16 protein-coding genes and 1 tRNA gene are annotated in these 17,319 nt (G+C 36.2%); 8 read left to right on the forward strand and 9 right to left on the reverse strand.

Annotated features, from left to right (window positions below):
• Positions 1-163 precede the first annotated feature (163 nt).
• Positions 164-568 carry a histone-like nucleoid-structuring protein H-NS gene (hns, locus tag DK858_RS12390; RefSeq protein WP_006536429.1) on the forward strand — a complete coding sequence of 135 codons (405 nt, stop codon included), beginning with the start codon at positions 164-166 and terminating at the stop codon, positions 566-568.
• Between the two features lie 230 nt (positions 569-798).
• Here the strand turns inward: hns and DK858_RS12395 are convergent, their stop codons facing one another.
• From DK858_RS12395 to rssB, 3 genes are all read right to left on the reverse strand, one after another.
• Entirely contained in the window at positions 799-1,806 is a 1,008-nt protein-coding gene (locus DK858_RS12395) for an NAD-dependent epimerase (protein WP_109397670.1), read from the reverse strand.
• A gap of 267 nt (positions 1,807-2,073) precedes the next feature.
• On the reverse strand, positions 2,074-2,982 hold the full coding sequence (gene galU, locus DK858_RS12400) for a UTP--glucose-1-phosphate uridylyltransferase GalU (RefSeq protein ID WP_006536427.1): 909 nt from the start codon (positions 2,980-2,982) through the stop codon (positions 2,074-2,076).
• A 179-nt stretch (positions 2,983-3,161) separates the two neighbouring features.
• Positions 3,162-4,181, reverse strand: coding sequence for a two-component system response regulator RssB (rssB, locus tag DK858_RS12405; protein WP_109397671.1), 1,020 nt, complete (start codon positions 4,179-4,181; stop codon positions 3,162-3,164).
• 149 nt (positions 4,182-4,330) lie between these two features.
• On the opposite strand from rssB, the gene DK858_RS12410 reads away from it, so the two are divergent.
• The 3 genes from DK858_RS12410 (at position 4,331) to DK858_RS12420 (ending at position 6,030) form a co-directional block, all read left to right on the forward strand.
• Positions 4,331-4,804, forward strand: a complete 474-nt coding sequence (locus DK858_RS12410; protein ID WP_109397672.1) for a YchJ family protein — start codon at positions 4,331-4,333, stop codon at positions 4,802-4,804.
• Between the two features lie 38 nt (positions 4,805-4,842).
• A complete protein-coding gene (gene purU / locus DK858_RS12415; protein WP_072064098.1) occupies positions 4,843-5,691 on the forward strand; it encodes a formyltetrahydrofolate deformylase in 849 nt (282 codons plus the stop codon).
• A gap of 254 nt (positions 5,692-5,945) precedes the next feature.
• Positions 5,946-6,030 (forward strand) — tRNA-Tyr (locus tag DK858_RS12420).
• A 33-nt stretch (positions 6,031-6,063) separates the two neighbouring features.
• On the opposite strand, the gene DK858_RS12425 is transcribed toward DK858_RS12420, so the two are convergent.
• Complete coding sequence (locus tag DK858_RS12425) at positions 6,064-6,927, reverse strand: helix-turn-helix domain-containing protein (protein ID WP_109397673.1); 864 nt, start codon at positions 6,925-6,927, stop codon at positions 6,064-6,066.
• A 436-nt stretch (positions 6,928-7,363) separates the two neighbouring features.
• On the opposite strand from DK858_RS12425, the gene xthA reads away from it, so the two are divergent.
• Positions 7,364-8,170, forward strand: a complete 807-nt coding sequence (xthA, locus tag DK858_RS12430) for an exodeoxyribonuclease III (RefSeq protein WP_109397674.1) — start codon at positions 7,364-7,366, stop codon at positions 8,168-8,170.
• Between the two features lie 68 nt (positions 8,171-8,238).
• On the opposite strand, the gene DK858_RS12435 is transcribed toward xthA, so the two are convergent.
• The 3 genes from DK858_RS12435 to DK858_RS12445 are packed head-to-tail and all read right to left on the reverse strand — an operon-like array spanning position 8,239 to position 11,817.
• Entirely contained in the window at positions 8,239-10,200 is a 1,962-nt protein-coding gene (locus DK858_RS12435) for a DNA topoisomerase III (RefSeq protein ID WP_109397675.1), read from the reverse strand.
• Between the two features lie 4 nt (positions 10,201-10,204).
• Positions 10,205-11,248, reverse strand: a complete 1,044-nt coding sequence (selD, locus tag DK858_RS12440; protein WP_109397676.1) for a selenide, water dikinase SelD — start codon at positions 11,246-11,248, stop codon at positions 10,205-10,207.
• A gap of 17 nt (positions 11,249-11,265) precedes the next feature.
• Entirely contained in the window at positions 11,266-11,817 is a 552-nt protein-coding gene (locus DK858_RS12445; protein ID WP_072064103.1) for an NAD(P)H nitroreductase, read from the reverse strand.
• A gap of 533 nt (positions 11,818-12,350) precedes the next feature.
• Between DK858_RS12445 and sppA the strand changes: the two genes are divergently transcribed.
• From sppA to pncA, 3 genes are all read left to right on the forward strand, one after another.
• A complete protein-coding gene (gene sppA, locus DK858_RS12450; protein WP_109397677.1) occupies positions 12,351-14,207 on the forward strand; it encodes a signal peptide peptidase SppA in 1,857 nt (618 codons plus the stop codon).
• Between the two features lie 244 nt (positions 14,208-14,451).
• Complete coding sequence (ansA, locus tag DK858_RS12455; protein ID WP_109397678.1) at positions 14,452-15,474, forward strand: asparaginase; 1,023 nt, start codon at positions 14,452-14,454, stop codon at positions 15,472-15,474.
• A 22-nt stretch (positions 15,475-15,496) separates the two neighbouring features.
• A complete protein-coding gene (gene pncA / locus DK858_RS12460; RefSeq protein WP_109397679.1) occupies positions 15,497-16,141 on the forward strand; it encodes a bifunctional nicotinamidase/pyrazinamidase in 645 nt (214 codons plus the stop codon).
• Between the two features lie 113 nt (positions 16,142-16,254).
• Here the strand turns inward: pncA and DK858_RS12465 are convergent, their stop codons facing one another.
• On the reverse strand, positions 16,255-16,536 hold the full coding sequence (locus tag DK858_RS12465; protein ID WP_109397680.1) for a YeaC family protein: 282 nt from the start codon (positions 16,534-16,536) through the stop codon (positions 16,255-16,257).
• An 80-nt stretch (positions 16,537-16,616) separates the two neighbouring features.
• On the reverse strand, positions 16,617-17,054 hold the full coding sequence (msrB, locus tag DK858_RS12470; protein ID WP_109397681.1) for a peptide-methionine (R)-S-oxide reductase MsrB: 438 nt from the start codon (positions 17,052-17,054) through the stop codon (positions 16,617-16,619).
• Between the last annotated feature and the right edge of the window lie 265 nt (positions 17,055-17,319).

A 17,319-nucleotide genomic window follows, 5' to 3' on the forward strand; every position in this document is an offset into this window, starting at 1 on the left:
TATTGACTAAAGATGCCTCAACTTTTATTATTTTTTTCGTTGAGATATTAGTTTAAAAAAAAGAAATTTTACGTAAGGTTTGTATTTAGGTATTGCAGAAATTTAAATAGCAATCTATTATTAGTATTACATCAGCCAACAACATTTATTTGAGACCAGGAAAATGAGCGAATCTTTAAAAATATTAAATAACATCCGTACTCTTCGCGCACAAGCAAGAGAAACTTCTTTAGAAACTTTAGAAGAAATGCTAGAGAAACTTGAAGTTGTCGTTAATGAGCGTCGTGAAGAATTCTCATTAGAAAAAGCAGCTGAAGAAGAACGTGTTCAGAAATTACAAAAATACCGTGAAATGTTAGAAGAAGCCGGTATTGATCCAACAGACTTACTTGAAGCAAGTGCAACTAATAAAACTGGCCGTGCTAAACGTGCAGCTCGCCCAGCTAAATACTCTTACGTTGATGATAATGGTGAAACTAAAACTTGGACAGGCCAAGGTCGTACACCAGCTGTAATCAAACGTGCTATTGATGAAGAAGGCAAATCATTAGAAGATTTCCTGCTGTAATTTAAGTCAATACTCTATTTGAAATACCCTTTTAATTACTTAAAAGGGTATTTTGTTGTTTATCCCATTTAATTAAACAAGCGTTTAATTTTAATATGTGCTGATGTTGTTTGTATTAGATGTGGGTAAACAAAAATAAAAATTGTAATAACTACGTTATTTATTTTTATTTATAATGAAAAAGGAGCTTTATCGCTCCTTTTTTCTTTGATTTAATGAAACTAAAGTTATTAATTTTTATAATAACTTAAATACCAATCAACAAACTGTTTTACGCCATATTCTACTTCTGTATTTGGTGAGAAACCTATTGTTTCAGACAAGTCTTGGCAATCGGCACAAGTAGAAAGAACATCACCATCTTGCATCGGCATTAAATTCAATTTAGCTTTAATATTTAATGATTTTTCTATCGCTTCAATAAATGCCATCAATTTGGTTGGTTGTCCATTACCCACATTGTAGATTTTATAAGGTGCAGAACTTGAAGATGTTTCGCCTTTCTCTACTGTCCAGTTTTCATCTGCTTCTGGTATAACATTAACCAATCGAACAACTGATCCCACAATGTCATCAACATAAGTGAAATCACGCGTCATATTTCCGCCGTTATAAACATCAATAGGTTCACCAGCTAGCATTGCCTTAGTGAATTTAAATAATGCCATATCAGGACGTCCCCAAGGGCCATATACCGTGAAGAAACGTAATCCCGTTGTTGGTAATTGATATAAATGTGAATAGCTATGAGACATTAACTCATTGGCTTTCTTTGTTGCTGCATATAATGAAACAGGATGATCAACACTATCTTCTGTTGAGAAAGGCTGTTTCTGATTTAAACCATAAACAGAGCTTGATGAGGAGTAGATAAGATGTCCGACTTTATTATGGCGACATCCTTCTAATATATTTATATGACCAACAATATTCGCATCAATATATGCCATTGGGTTTTCAATTGAATAACGAACCCCAGGTTGAGCAGCTAAATGAATAACTCGATCAAATTGGTGTGATGCAAATAATTGAGCCACTTTTGCTGAATCAACGATATCAAGTTTCTCAAAATGGAAATTTTCTTGCTGTTGCAATTTAGCTAATCGAGCTTCTTTTAAGCGCACATCATAATAATCATTCAAGTTATCTATTCCAACAACATGATAACCCATTTCGATTAAACGCTGACTCATATGATAGCCAATAAAACCCGCCGCACCTGTTACCAATATTTTCATATTATCACTCAAATAGCCCAATAATTTATTTTTATGCCAACGCTATCATGCTTAATATCACCTCGATTAAACATCATAACGCTTAACATCATCATACATTACAGAAATCAACATGGCTCAATACTAAATGCATTGAGCCATACCTTAATCTCTTACAATCGCTTTATCTAGCTTTTCCCACAAAATAATCCACTTATTATGCATTATACATTTGCAGGAATTATACAGTGAGATTAACCATATAAATGATTGTTAATAAGCTTTATTTTACTGTATTTTTAATGATTTTATCCATTGTGCAAAATCTTCACCAAACTCTTCGTGCTGTATTCCGTACTCTACGAAGGCTTTCATATACCCTAATTTATTACCACAATCGTGGCTTTTCCCTTGTAGGTGATAAGCTTCAACAGCTTCTTTTTCAATCAGCATTGCAATTGCATCAGTTAACTGAATTTCATCTCCAGCACCCGGAGCGGTTTTCGCTAAGAGTGGCCAAATACTTTCAGATAACACATAACGTCCTACGATAGATAAATTCGAAGGTGCTTCTTCTTTTTTAGGTTTTTCAACAACACGAGTTATGGGTTTGCTATCACCCGGGCATAAGCTTTCACCCATGCAATCAACAATACCATAATTAGAAACTTCATCTTCAGGAACAGGTTCAACAAGAATTTGGCTTGCGCCGGAATGTTCAAAATGAGAAAGCATCTCTTTTAAGTTAACTTTCGTTAAATCGGCACTGTATCTATCTAAAATGACATCAGGCAGGATAACAGCGAAAGGCTCATCACCAATTAATGGCTTAGCACATAAAATAGCATGGCCTAATCCTTTTGCTATTCCCTGACGGGTTTGCATAATAGTGACATGGCTTGGACAAATGCTTTGTACTTCTTCTAATAACTGGCGTTTAACGCGTTTTTCTAAAATCGCCTCTAATTCAAAACTCGTATCAAAATGGTTTTCAATTGAATTTTTAGATGAATGTGTAACAAGTACAATTTCATTAATACCTGCTGCAATACACTCATTCACTACATATTGAATAAGAGGCTTATCAACCACTGGCAACATCTCTTTTGGAATTGCCTTGGTTGCAGGTAGCATTCTTGTTCCTAATCCAGCAACAGGGATCACCGCTTTTCTAACTTTACGCACTGCTGATGACATTATATTTCTCCTGCAATTCGTACCGTTCTACTTTCAGATGTGAATGGGTACAATTAAAAATAATCGCCAGAGTATACCAGTTAATATCTAAGGATAAACAGACTCCTACCCGTTAATTGAGATAGTTCTTCATTTATGTTTAATATATGCACGATATTCTATTTTTATTTAATCTAAACTTAACTTTTATAGATAGGTGAAAACATTAATTTAATCTGATTTGTGTTATCCCAAATTTTACATTGCCAAATTGTTCCCTCACATTTTACTTGATTAATATATAAAAGTTGCAATGTACCTAAAGGAACACCGCTATTTAATTCGAATTTTTTACTTTCTGTTTTTATTTCAGCTTTTAAACCTGCTGAAGCTAATAGAATATTTTTTTTCTGAGTATGATAATAACCAAGTGTGATAGGGAATTGTCCTTTCACTCCTATCTCATTAATCATTTTATTTAATTTATTCAACATATTATACATACTTGGCAAAGATCGTGCTTTTTCTGATGACTTTAATACATCATTAAAAACAACCCGTAAGAGTAAAGCGACCAAAAGCCCATTTTCATCATCTCTCGATATATCCACACAATAGAAAATAATTTGATCTTCTGATAAAGCTGCAATATCAAATAGCAAACCCATTTTAGCTATATCATTTAATTGACGATAATTAACACAATATCCTGCAACAACCTGCTTAACTTGAGGCTGCATCTGTTTTATGAACGATTGAATATAATGAGTATCTTTTCGTAAGCTATTCCAAAGTGGTTCTAAATGTATACCTTCTATTAATACTGATTCAAAAAAACCAGGGCATAATACTTCAATGACTTTTTGTTTTAATTTATCAAGATGTGTTATTGGCTTAAGGAAAATCTCTTGTGCCCCTAAACGCAACATATCATCTATTTCAGCCATATTATCTGTACATGAAATAGCAATAACAGGAATAGCCAATTTAAGTTGTTCAAGATGACACAAAAAAGTGGGACCATTCATTATCGGCATACGGATATCACATAAAATAAGATCAGGAAGCAATCCCCCTTCTAATAAAGATAATGCTTGGCTACCGTTATCTGTTGTATAAACGCAGGCTTTCTCATGTGAAAAATATTCCGTCAACATTGTGCGAAAAACGACCTCGTCATCAATTATTAAAATTTTTTTACCCACTAAGGCTTTGTTCATTGGTGACTCCGGTAACTATCGTTTCACATGCTGATAAATTAGCGCTACATTATTAGTTTAGTTCAACATTGACGTTAATTATTCCCAATCGTTACTTTTTTCAATCTATGGGTAATCGTCATACAGATAACGTGAATTAGGACATTATTTTGTCGAGTTTATGCCCCTGCAATAGCCAATTATTCTACTCTGATTGTTGCGAGCCTTACCATCTAGGTCAAAAAAACGCCCCAACAGCAGAAGCATTGATGCGTTCGCGTTATAGTGCGTTCGTTAAGCATAATGCGGATTACTTAATAAAAACGTGGCATCCCTCTTGTCGTGTTACATCTTTACATGATGAATTAACTTCAGGCTTTCCAAATACACAATGGCTTGGACTCAATGTTATCTCATCACAAGCGAGCACAAATAAAAATGAGGCATATGTTGAATTCTCAGCTTGCTTTATTGAAAGAAATGCCGATGATAAACAGTACTTACATGAACGCTCTCGTTTTCTAAAAATAGATGACTGTTGGTTTTATATTGACGGTGTGAAACCGAAAGTGGGACGAAACGATCCCTGCCCCTGTGGTTCAGGACGTAAATACAAAAAATGTTGTGAAAATAACATCAAATAACGGCAAACACAGAAGTAAAAGAAAGGATTTATCCATACATGCAACACCAAAATATTCAAAAAAAAATACTACGTACAATTTGCCCTGATGCAAAAGGACTTATCGCTAAAATCACCAATATTTGTTATAAACATCAATTAAATATTGTTCAAAATAGTGAGTTTGTTGACCATCGTACGGGTCGCTTTTTTATGCGTACTGAGCTTGAAGGTATCTTTAACGATGAAACCTTTCTTGCCGATTTAGATGATGCCTTGCCACAAGGCTCCAAACGTGAATTAAATACCGCAGGCCGTCGTCGTATTGTCATTATGGTGACAAAAGAAGCACACTGCTTGGGTGACTTATTAATGAAAAGTGCATTTGGTGATTTGGATGTTGAAATTGCCGCCGTCATTGGTAATCACGATACGTTAAAACACTTAGTAGAACAATTTGGTATTCCTTTCCATCTTGTTAGCCATGAAGGCTTAACCCGTGATCAACATGATGAAAAGTTAATTACACAAATTAATCAATACAAACCTGATTATGTTGTACTCGCAAAATATATGCGTGTATTAACACCTGCATTTGTACAAAACTTCCCAAACCAAATTATTAATATTCACCACTCATTCTTACCCGCCTTTATTGGTGCACGTCCTTACCATCAGGCTTATGAGCGCGGTGTTAAAATCATTGGTGCAACAGCACACTACGTAAATGATAATTTAGATGAAGGTCCAATCATCACTCAAAATGTGATCAATGTTGACCATACGTTTTCTGCTGAAGATATGATGCGAGCGGGCCGAGATGTTGAAAAGAATGTTCTTAGTCATGCATTATATTGGGTTCTTTCACAACGTGTATTCGTTTACGGTAACAGAACAATCATTTTATAAATTTTCTGCCACTAATAACGCAAGTATTACAACTATCTAAATGTAAACCGCGATAACAAGCATATCGCGGTTTATTTTTATCTCATATAAATAGAGATGATATTAATTAAAATCAACATGATAGCGCATAAAGCTTGAACGATACGCACATTTTTACAGCAGTCAGACTCTTTTTAGTAAAATAGCGCTTTACAGATCTCAGGTATTTGGTATTATTGCGCCCGCTGTCACGGACAGCAAAACAATTTAATGTTGGTGGGATACCCAAGCGGCCAAAGGGAGCAGACTGTAAATCTGCCGTCACAGACTTCGAAGGTTCGAATCCTTCTCCCACCACCATCTCCTCTCCGTTTTACTCTAGAAAAATCCTTTTCATTCCATTTTATTAATTAAATCTAAAAATCGATTCAATACACTCGAGTGATACTTAGATTTATAGATGTAACAGTTATATCGTACTTCAGGTTGAATTAATGGTATAAAGCATAAGTCTGCTTCATACTCATCTTTGAATGGGTTTTCATCTGTTAATAAAAGAGAATTATGCGTTTGAATAAAATTCAAACAGCAATTAAGATCATCCATTATTCTAACACACACAGTCTTTCCTCTATCCCCAATTTCACTCTCTAATTTTTTTATCTTAGCTGTTTTGTATAATGCCGGATCACATAACCAAATATTTTCACTCAAAAGTCTATCAAGATTATTATTGACACCATTTACAAGTGTTTTTTGACAACAAATACCCAAGTATTTATTTTCTATTTTATGAAGAAGGCTAAATTTTTCACTAATAATTTTATCAGAACTTAATATTAATGTATTACCATCATAATCAGGTATTTCTTCAAAGTTTTCTCTTGAGAATCGCATTATATTTATATGGGAATAATTTTTATTTGCAGCTTGATAAAACTGAGTTAAATATTGACTTTTTCCCCAATCATAATAAACATGAATGCTATTATTTATAATACCCGATATATGTTTTTTAGTTATCTCTTTTTCCTGCAAATAGAGCGATTTCAAATCATTATAAAGCTCAAGCCCTTCTTGGGTTAAACTCATGCCAAACTTCTCTCGTTTAAATAAACGCTTTCCTAATACGGCTTCAAAGTCTTTTATAGATTTAGCAACGGGAGGCGTTGTGCGATTCATCACCCGAGCAGCTTTACTTAATGAGCCATTTTCGACTACGGCCATAAAGGCTTCTAACTTACGAGAAAAAAACATAATTCACCATTCCTTAGCTGTGTAGAATAAAATAATTTCATTAATTCATTTGATGTGAATGAAATAATGATTAATTAATTTAAAAATTAATTTTATATAAAAGCAGTTTTATATAAATATACTTTTACCTCCTTTTAATGAATACAATTTATAACTACAATATTATTTTTATTATGTCATCATTCTTCACATATAAAGAATAATAATACTTATATTCTTCTATCAAAGATTAGTTTATGTTTCTAGTTTGTTTAATTAATATTTTTTGTTATGTAATTAATTATTTTTATTAAATTAGCGCACTCTATTTAATAATCTTTATTTTATCTCTCTCTTGATAACCTATACCATCATTTCAGTGATTTGCTTACATTCATTTTATGATCCTGTTAGTATAAGGCATCCTATTATTCAATATATAAATGGTTACAGTCACATGAAATTTGTCTCTTTCAATATTAATGGTTTACGCGCTCGTCCTCACCAACTTGAAGCTATCATAGAAAAACATCAGCCGGATGTTATTGGACTTCAAGAAACAAAAGTTCATGATGATATGTTTCCATTAGATACAGTGGGTACCTTGGGTTATCATGTTTTCTATCATGGTCAAAAAGGACATTATGGTGTTGCCTTACTCACAAAAGAAAAACCTGTCGCAATACGTAAAGGTTTTCCTGGTGATGACGATGATGCACAACGTCGCATGATCATGGCAGATATCGAAACACCAGCGGGTTTAATGACCGTGATGAACGGTTATTTTCCTCAAGGTGAAAGCCGTGATCATGAAACTAAATTTCCAGCAAAAGAAAAATTTTATGCCGACCTTCAAAATTACCTAACTACCAGCTTAAAACCGACCTCTCCAGTACTTATTATGGGTGATTTAAACATTAGCCCAACAGATAAAGATATTGGCATTGGCGAAAATAATATGAAACGCTGGTTAAAAACAGGCAAATGTTCTTTCCTACCAGAAGAGCGGGAATGGCTGGCAACCTTAATGGGTTGGGGATTAACAGATACATTCCGCCAACAGCACCCTGAAACTAATGATAAATTCTCGTGGTTTGACTATCGTTCTAAAGGATTCGATGATAACCGAGGTTTACGTATTGACTTACTTCTAGCAAGTCGCTGCTTGGCAGATAATTGTATTTCAACAGGAATTGATTACGAGATCCGTGGAATGGAAAAACCTTCTGATCACGCACCAGTTTGGGCTGAATTTAAAATCTAATCAAATGAAATCTTAATTCAATAAAAGCACTTCCCTAACTAATAGAGGAAGTGCCTTTTTATTTGTGCTTAACTATCAGTAGTTGCTTCTTTACTCTGCGCTTTATTTTTTGTGGCGCTTGCTTTATGGCTTCCTTTAGTTACCGCCTTGCGCTTTTTATTATGCGCTGGTGCAGGAAGATTTCTGAAAGCTTGAATATTCGGACGCCGTTTCGCTTGTGTAATCAATTCTATCAAGGTGTTATTTAATGGCATCATAAAATCTTGATATTTAAATTGTTTCTCACTGATTTGTGTGAGTATCGATTCCCAATGTGCGGTCATATCCGGTAAAGTTGCCATATCAGGTAATACATGAATTAATGCCCTACCCGCCGGCGTTGAATTAATGGCTCGCCCTTTTTTTTGCAAAAAGCCACGTTTAAATAATAGCTCAATGATCCCCGCCCTTGTCGCTTCAGTACCTAATCCATCTGTCGCTCTTAGGATTTTCTTAAGTTCTTTATCTTGAACAAAGCGCGCAATTCCAGTCATAGCCGAAAGCAAAGTTGCATCAGTAAAAGGTCTTGGGGGCTGCGTTTGCTTTTCAACAATTTCACCCTTTTCACACAGCAACTCATCCCCTTTAGCGACTATTGGCAATGCAGAACCGTCATTTTCAGCATCTTGCTCTTTTGCCCCTAGTAATACTCGCCATCCTGATTGCGCTAAAAAACGTGCTTTAGCAATAAACTTACCATTTTCAATATCAAGTTCGATAACGCATTTACGATAAACAGCATCAGGCATAAATTGCATTAGATATTGGCGAGCAACGAGGTAATAAATATTTTTCTCATTTTCACTTAATGAGATATTACCCGTTTTTGCCGTTGGAATAATCGCATGGTGAGCATCAACTTTTTTATCATCCCAACAACGATTTTTTTTATCAATATCTAGGGTCTCTTGCGGTAATAGGCTTTGATCATGTGTGCTAATCGCATTAATAACAGCATGGCGACCAGCAAAATGTTCATCAGGTAGATAACGACTGTCAGAACGCGGATACGTGATCAACTTATGCGTTTCATATAGGCGTTGGCACGTATCCAAGACTTGTTGTGCACTTAAACCAAAACGTTTTGCCGCTTCAATTTGTAATGCAGAGAGTGAAAAAGGAAGTGGGGCTATTTCAGACTCTTGCTTATCTTGATAATCCGTTACATACGCAGGTTTGTCTGTAATTCTCTCAACAACATGCTCGGCAAGTTTACGATTTAATAATCGCCCTTCCTCATCTTGCCAAGGTTCGCAATGTTCACTTGGTTGCCAAATCGCGGTAAAGCGTTCATCAGCAGATGTTACAACATGTGCTTTAACTTCAAAGAAATCTTTAGGAACGAAGTTTTCAATTTCTTCATCACGACGAACGACTAAACCTAATACAGGCGTTTGTACACGCCCTACTGATAATACACCTTGGTAACCATTGCGCTGACCTAAAAGTGTATAGGCTCGCGTCATGTTGATACCATAAAGCCAGTCTGCTCTTGCTCGTGCCAACGCAGATACGCATAATGGTACAAATTCATGGTTATACCGTAGTTTATCAATAGCACGCGTCACTGCCGCTGGGTTTAAGTCATTAATTAAGCAACGACGCGCCTGTTTTCTTTGCTCTTCACTGATATTTAAATAGTTAAGCACTTCATCTACTAAGAGCTGACCTTCACGATCGGGGTCACCCGCGTGGATCACTTCTTGTGCCTGCTTAAGCAGTGTTTTGATGGTTTCCAACTGTTTTTTAACATCAGCTCGGGGCTTGAGTTGCCATTTTTCAGGAATAATGGGCAAATCATCTAACGACCAGCGGGCGTACCGCGGGTCGTATGCATCCGGCTCAGCTTGTTCAAGTAAGTGACCAACACACCACGTCACATACTGGTTATCACCACAAAGAATAAAGCCATCGCCCCGTTTATGAGGCTTTGGCAATACATCAGCAATAGCCCGAGCAAGGCTGGGTTTTTCTGCAATAAATAATCTCATTACGTTAGTTAGTCACTTCAATCAACGCTTTTCCAGCTACTGGCGCAGTTAGTTCACCAATAGAAGTTAATTCGATATTAAAACGTGAGGCAACTTCCTTCACTTGTTCAACCGCTTCAGGTAATACTGCTAATAATAAGCCACCTGATGTTTGTGGATCACAGAGTAATTTGCGTTGCATTTCAGTGATCTCACCAATTAAATGACCATAACTCTCAAAGTTACGATTTGTACCACCCGGAACACAGCCTTGTTCAATATAAGACTCGACTTCTGGCAACCTTGGTACTTGTGAGAAGTGAATAGTCGCTTGTACACCAGAGCCATCACAGATTTCACTTAAGTGCCCTAATAAACCAAAGCCAGTAACATCGGTCATTGCAGTGACACCATCGATATCTGAAAAATCAGAACCGGCTTTATTCATGCGACACATAATTTCTGTCGCTAAACCTTGGTGTTCTGGTTTTAATAGACCTTTCTTCTCAGCAGTTGTTAATACACCAATACCCAAAGGTTTAGTTAAAAAAAGCTGACATCCTGCTTTAGCTTCACTGTTTTTCTTCACTTTGCTCACAGGCACGACACCCGTTACAGCAAGACCGAAAATAGGTTCTGGCGCATCAATTGAGTGACCACCAGCCAATGAAATTCCCGCTTCTTGACAAGCAGCTCGACCACCTTCAATCACTTCTCGTGCAATTTCCGGTGCCAGTTTATTAATTGGCCAACCTAAAATAGCAATCGCCATAATAGGTTTTCCACCCATTGCAAAAATATCGCTGATTGCATTTGTTGCAGCGATGCGACCAAAATCATAAGGATTATCAACGATTGGCATAAAGAAATCGGTGGTGCTAATAATACCTGTACCATTTCCTAAATCATAAACAGCGGCATCATCTTTGGTTTCATTACCAACAAGTAAATGAGGATCATGAAATTTAGCTTGTTCGCTATGTAAAATGGTTTCTAAAACTTTTGGCGAGATTTTACAACCACAACCTGCACCATGACTGTATTGTGTTAAACGAATTGCTTCAGACATAACATGCCATCCTTTTTTTAAAAATAAGTCACAAAATCAGTTAAGTCAGCAGGAGAAACCGTCATTGGTGCTTTTAAAGCTGGCGTGCCTAAATAAAGAAAACCAATAATCTGGTCGTGTTCACCACAGCCAAGTCCTTCTCTTACCACAGCATCATGAGTCCAAGAGCCTGAACGCCAAATTCCCCCAAATCCTTGAGCAACAGCGGCCATTTGCATTGCTTGTACGCAACAACCCGCTGCAACAACTTGCTCCCATTCAGGAACTTTAGGATGATCTTTCACTTTCGCAATCACTGTGATGATCAGTGGGGCACGAAAAGGTGCATTTTTTGCTTTTTCTTCAACCTCGGGGCCTAAATTACTCACAACTGCAGCTTTATGTAGCAATTGACTAAAACGCTCAATGCCTTCATTTTGCATCACAACGAAATGCCAAGGTTTGAGTGCACCATGATCAGGCGCGCGCATACCCGCTTGTAAAATAGTATTGAGGGCTTCACTATCAGGGGCTGGAGTAGTCAGTCGGGAAGCTGAACGGCGGTTCAAAAGCAGTGTTAATGCATCCATTTTATTCTCCTGTCAGCATTTTATTTTAGCAAGATCCCATTCTTATGGGGATGGACAGTTCTTATCAATTCGCAGTATAACAAACTGTTATATTACCACCATCCACAAATTTAGGCGGAAATTTTTCTAAAAATCAGCAATATGGTTATTTAATCGTAAATTATTGTTCATAAAATGATTAACCTCAGCCTACTCCATTAATTTAAGTTTATTTTGATCTTTAATTCGACGATTTCTTATATTCGTTTGATGCCTTTTTGTGTGAATTTATTTGGCTATTTTTACGTAAAATAACTGTTTACTTAATAACACCTTAAGCAAAAAGTTATCATTCGTGGTTTCCTAAAAATCAATGACAGACATTCAATAAGAGCTATATTAGAATATTCCTTTATTGTTATTGCTATTCTCTCTATTGCTAACAACATTCTTTGTTTTAATAGTATGAGATTATGTGGATGTAACCTGCTTACCAATAATTCTAGCATGACTGTTTAGGATTAAATTTTAGCTTTACATGATGTGGAGATAATATGAATAAAATTATGGAGTTAATAGGCGTAATATTAAAATTCAGTTGGCAAGCCATTAACTTTATCAGGAAATTAATCTTAAACGTTATTTTCTTTTTCCTTCTCTTTATGGTTATTGGTATTTTCTTAATTAGTAAGGAAGCACAAAAACCGATGGATTATGAAGGTGCCCTTCTTGTTGACCTTAAAGGCGTAATTGTTGACCAAACTGCAACCCAAAATCCCTTAGGAGAAGTTGGACGTGAACTTTTAGGCGTTTCTAGTAGCCAGCTCCAAGAAAATTCATTATTTGAAGTTGTCGATACGTTACGACGAGCAACACAAGATCCCAAAATTAAAGGTATGGTGCTTAAACTTGATGAATTTGCAGGCGCAGACCAGCCTTCGCTAAATTATATTGGTAAGGCACTTAATGAATTTAAAAAGACAGGCAAACCGATTTTTGCAGTAAGTGGCTATTACAGTCAACCACAGTATTATCTCGCTTCTTATGCAGATAAAATTTATCTCACTCCTCAAGGTGCCGTGGGCGTTTATGGTTTTGGCTTTCAAAATCTCTATTACAAAACACTGTTAGAAAATTTAAAAGTAAGTACTCATATTTTCCGCGTAGGAACATATAAATCCGCGGTTGAACCATTAATGCGTAATGACATGTCTGCAGAATCGCGAGAAGCTTCATTACGTTTAGTTAATTCACTGTGGTCTACTTATTTAACCCAAGTTGCAGAAAACCGTAGCATTACCAAAGAAGATGTTTTCCCTGGTGCAAAAGAGATGATTGCACAGCTACGCAATGCAGATGGTGATAACGCAACTTATGCGCTAAATCGTAAATTAGTGGATTCTGTAAGCTCATACGCTCAATTTGAAGCAGATATGACAGAAACTTTCCAGTGGGATAAAGAGAACCAACAATTTAACAATATCAGCATTTATGATTATGCTGATACATTGACTTCATCATTACCTGCAAATGACGAAGGAAATATTGCTGTAGTCGTTGTTCAAGGAGCCATTATTGATGGTGAAAGTATCCCTGGTTCTGCTGGGGGTTCAACTATTGCTAATCAAATTCGCCAAGCACGTTTAGATCCGAATATTAAGGCACTTGTATTACGTGTAAATAGCCCTGGAGGTAGTGTTTCTGCATCAGAGCAAATACGCAGTGAAGTTGCCGCCTTTAAACAACAGAAAAAACATGTGGTTGTTTCAATGGGAGGTTTAGCCGCATCAGGTGGATATTGGATCTCAACCCCTGCAAATAAGATTATTGCCAGCCCATCAACATTAACTGGCTCAATTGGTATTTTTGGCGTTATTAATACCTTTGAAAATAGTCTAGAGTCTATTGGTGTTTATACTGATGGTGTCACGACTTCACCATTAGCAGGATTATCTGTCACAAATAAACTACCTGAAGAGTTTGCAGAACTTTTACAATTAAATATCGAAAGTGGTTATAAAACGTTTATTAATTTAGTAGCAGAATCTCGCAAAAAAACACCAGCTCAAATTGACCGTATTGCTCAAGGTCGAGTGTGGGTAGGAATAGATGCAAAAAATGTGGGTTTAGTCGATGAGTTTGGTGATTTTGATGATGCTATTGATGCTGTGGCTAAAATGGCAAAAATTGACCAACCTGTTGTTGATTGGATGAAACCTGAATTGAGCCTGTCAGAGCAGATCATAATGAGTTTATCGTCTAATGCAAAAGCGCTCCTTCCTGATCCATTACAAGCGTATATACCTGCACCTGTTTTAAAAGAAGTGAAAACACAGACAGAGTTTTATCGCAATATGAACGATCCGTTAAACCGCTATGCGTACTGTTTATCTTGTGGGGATATTCAATAATCTTTTCCACTCATACACCTGCTCACACTGAGCAGGTGTATTTATCCATTTTTTCTCACTTTTTATAGCACAATACTCTGATGAGCAATATTCACTCATTTATATCTACGCTATTTTTAACACAATGATTTAAAGAAAATATTAGTTGTTCTCTATTTTCTTTTTTAGCATCCTTTCCTTTTTTTATTCTGCAAACTCCCTATAATCAGGTATTTCTCACAGCTTAATAAGAGTGCTTTGTCTGATGCAAAAGAAATCAATCTACGTTGTTTATACTGGCGGTACTATTGGTATGCAACATTCTGAACATGGCTATATTCCTGTATCAGGACATTTACAACGCCAATTAGCTAAAATGCCAGAATTCCACCGTGAGGAAATGCCTGATTTTACAATCAAAGAGCACCTTCCTTTAATTGATTCTTCAAATATCACACCAGAAGATTGGCAATCTATCGCTGATGATATAAATGAAAATTATCACAACTATGATGGATTCGTTATTCTTCATGGCACTGATACCATGGCATTTACCGCATCAGCACTCTCTTTTATGTTTGAGGATCTTAGCAAGCCAATTATCGTTACTGGCTCTCAAATTCCTTTAGAAGCCTTACGATCTGACGGACAAACAAACCTATTAAATGCGCTTTATCTCGCTGCACATCATCCCATTAATGAAGTAGCACTCTTCTTCAATAACACGCTGTATCGCGGAAACCGCACAGTAAAAGCACATGCTGATGGTTTTAATGCCTTTGCATCGCCGAATAGCGCACCGCTACTCGAAGCTGGCATTAATATTAAACAATTTAAAATTAATTCTTTTCCAAAAGGAAATGGTAAATTTACTACACATAATATTACGCCTCAGCCTATTGGTGTTGTCACAATTTATCCGGGTCTTTCCGATGAAGTGGTGAAAAATATCCTGATGCAACCAGTGAAAGCCTTAATATTGCGCTCTTATGGTGTCGGCAATGCCCCATCACACCCAGCTCTCCTTTCTACCCTACGTGAAGCAACAGAGCGTGGTATTGTTGTTATCAACCTTACACAATGTATTTCTGGCCGCGTAAATATGGAAGGTTATGCAACAGGTCAAGCATTAGTGGAAGTGGGTGTGATCAGTGGCTTTGATATGACATTTGAAGCAACATTAACTAAACTGCATTATCTCCTTAGCCAACAATATAATTACACTGAAATCTGTCGACTAATGCAACAAAACCTACGCGGTGAAATGACATTAGACGATAACGACTAAGTTTAATCTAAAGGTAAAACTGGTGAAAAATTCCGCCCTATTATTGGTTGATATACAAAATGATTTTTGTACAGGTGGTGCATTAGCTGTTAATGAAAGCGACATGGTTATACAAACAGCCAACCAACTTATTCATAATTTCAAGCAATCTAAAAATCCTATTATCGCCAGTTTAGATTGGCATCCAGCCGATCATCTTAGTTTTGCTGAAAATTCAGGCACTACGGTGGGAGAAATCGGTACACTAAATGGATTACCACAAGTTTGGTGGCCAGTTCATTGTGTACAACATTCTTCTGGTGCTGCATTTCATCCTGAATTAAACCAAGAATTAATTAATCACATTATTTATAAAGGGCAAAACCCCCTTATTGATAGTTATAGTGCTTTTTTTGATAACGACCATGAATATCAAACAGGCTTACACACACTTTTACAGACGCTCAATATAAAACATCTTTATATTTTAGGAATTGCTACAGATTACTGTGTCAAATTTACAGTGCTAGATGCGTTATTATTAGGATATCAGGTCTCAGTCATTACAGACGGTTGTCGCGGTGTAAATATTCAAGATGACGATAGCGAAAAAGCGCTAGAAGAGATGCAAGCAAAGGGGGCGACATTAATTGATTCAGCGCATTGGCTTAATCGTAACAATCAATAATTTCGCAGTCGTTTCGTTTTTTATCATCATTAAATGAAAAAGGAGATACTATTAACCAACTTGGTTAATAAATATCCCCTTTTTATCTCTATTCTATTCATTTAACACTGGTTTTAGTCATCATCCATTGGCGTTAACGTTGCTAAACGTTCAGATTGAAACTGAGCTTTTAATTCTTGTTTGCTCTTCATGGTAATTTGCCCATTAGTTCCTACTGTCATATGTTCAGGTGTATGGTTATTTTTCGCCTGCCATAATAAAACAATCTGCATACAATGCTCTTTTTGCTCAGCAGTCAATGCAACGCCATCAGGCCATTTACCCAGTTCAACTGCGGTTGAAATACGCTGATATATTTCTGGTGTTACCATCGAAATAAGTTCATTAACTTCCATTGATTACTCCATAAGCTAAATAATCACTTGAAATAGCTGAATCGTTTTTTCAGTTGTTATTATTTTGTTAATTCGATAAATTAACCTGCTTGTTTTTCGCCTGTTTCACTATTCGTAAATGAAAGAGATGCTGAATTAACACAATAACGCTCCCCTGTTGGGGCTGGACCATCATTAAAAACATGGCCTAAATGTGCATCACATTGTTGGCAACGTATTTCTGTTCTCTTCATATTATGAGAAAAATCATCAACATAACGAATTGCATCATCACTAACGGGTTGATAAAAACTAGGCCAACCACATCCTGCATCAAATTTGGTATCTGAATAAAACAAAGGAGCAGAACAGCATAAACAGTGATAAATCCCTGTTTCACGATTGTGTAATAATTTACCACTAAATGGAGGTTCTGTACCTTGTTGTTGCGTCACATAACGTTGCATTTCGTTGAGTGTTGATAAATCAAGGTGATTGTTATTACTTGAAATATTCACTTTCTTTTCATTATCTGCCATATAGACCTCTTGCCCAGAAAAATGCTTTTTAAAACAACAGTGAATGATAACAAAGATTTAACAACAAATCTGAAAAATATAGTCTAAAATCACTAAGAGTAATCTTTAGTTTTTGAAATGTGATGAGTTTCACATAACAGAGCAAAGGTAACTTCATTTATCGGCGTTGATCCCGATAATACACAGCGTAACATTTGTCTAAAACGACCAATCTTTAAGCGAAAAGTGTTTTTTTAATTGATTTTTTGCAATTATTGACACGATT

Origin of the sequence: Proteus faecis, assembly GCF_003144395.1 — a bacterium.
In the GTDB taxonomy this organism is placed as follows: Bacteria; Pseudomonadota; Gammaproteobacteria; order Enterobacterales; family Enterobacteriaceae; genus Proteus; species Proteus faecis.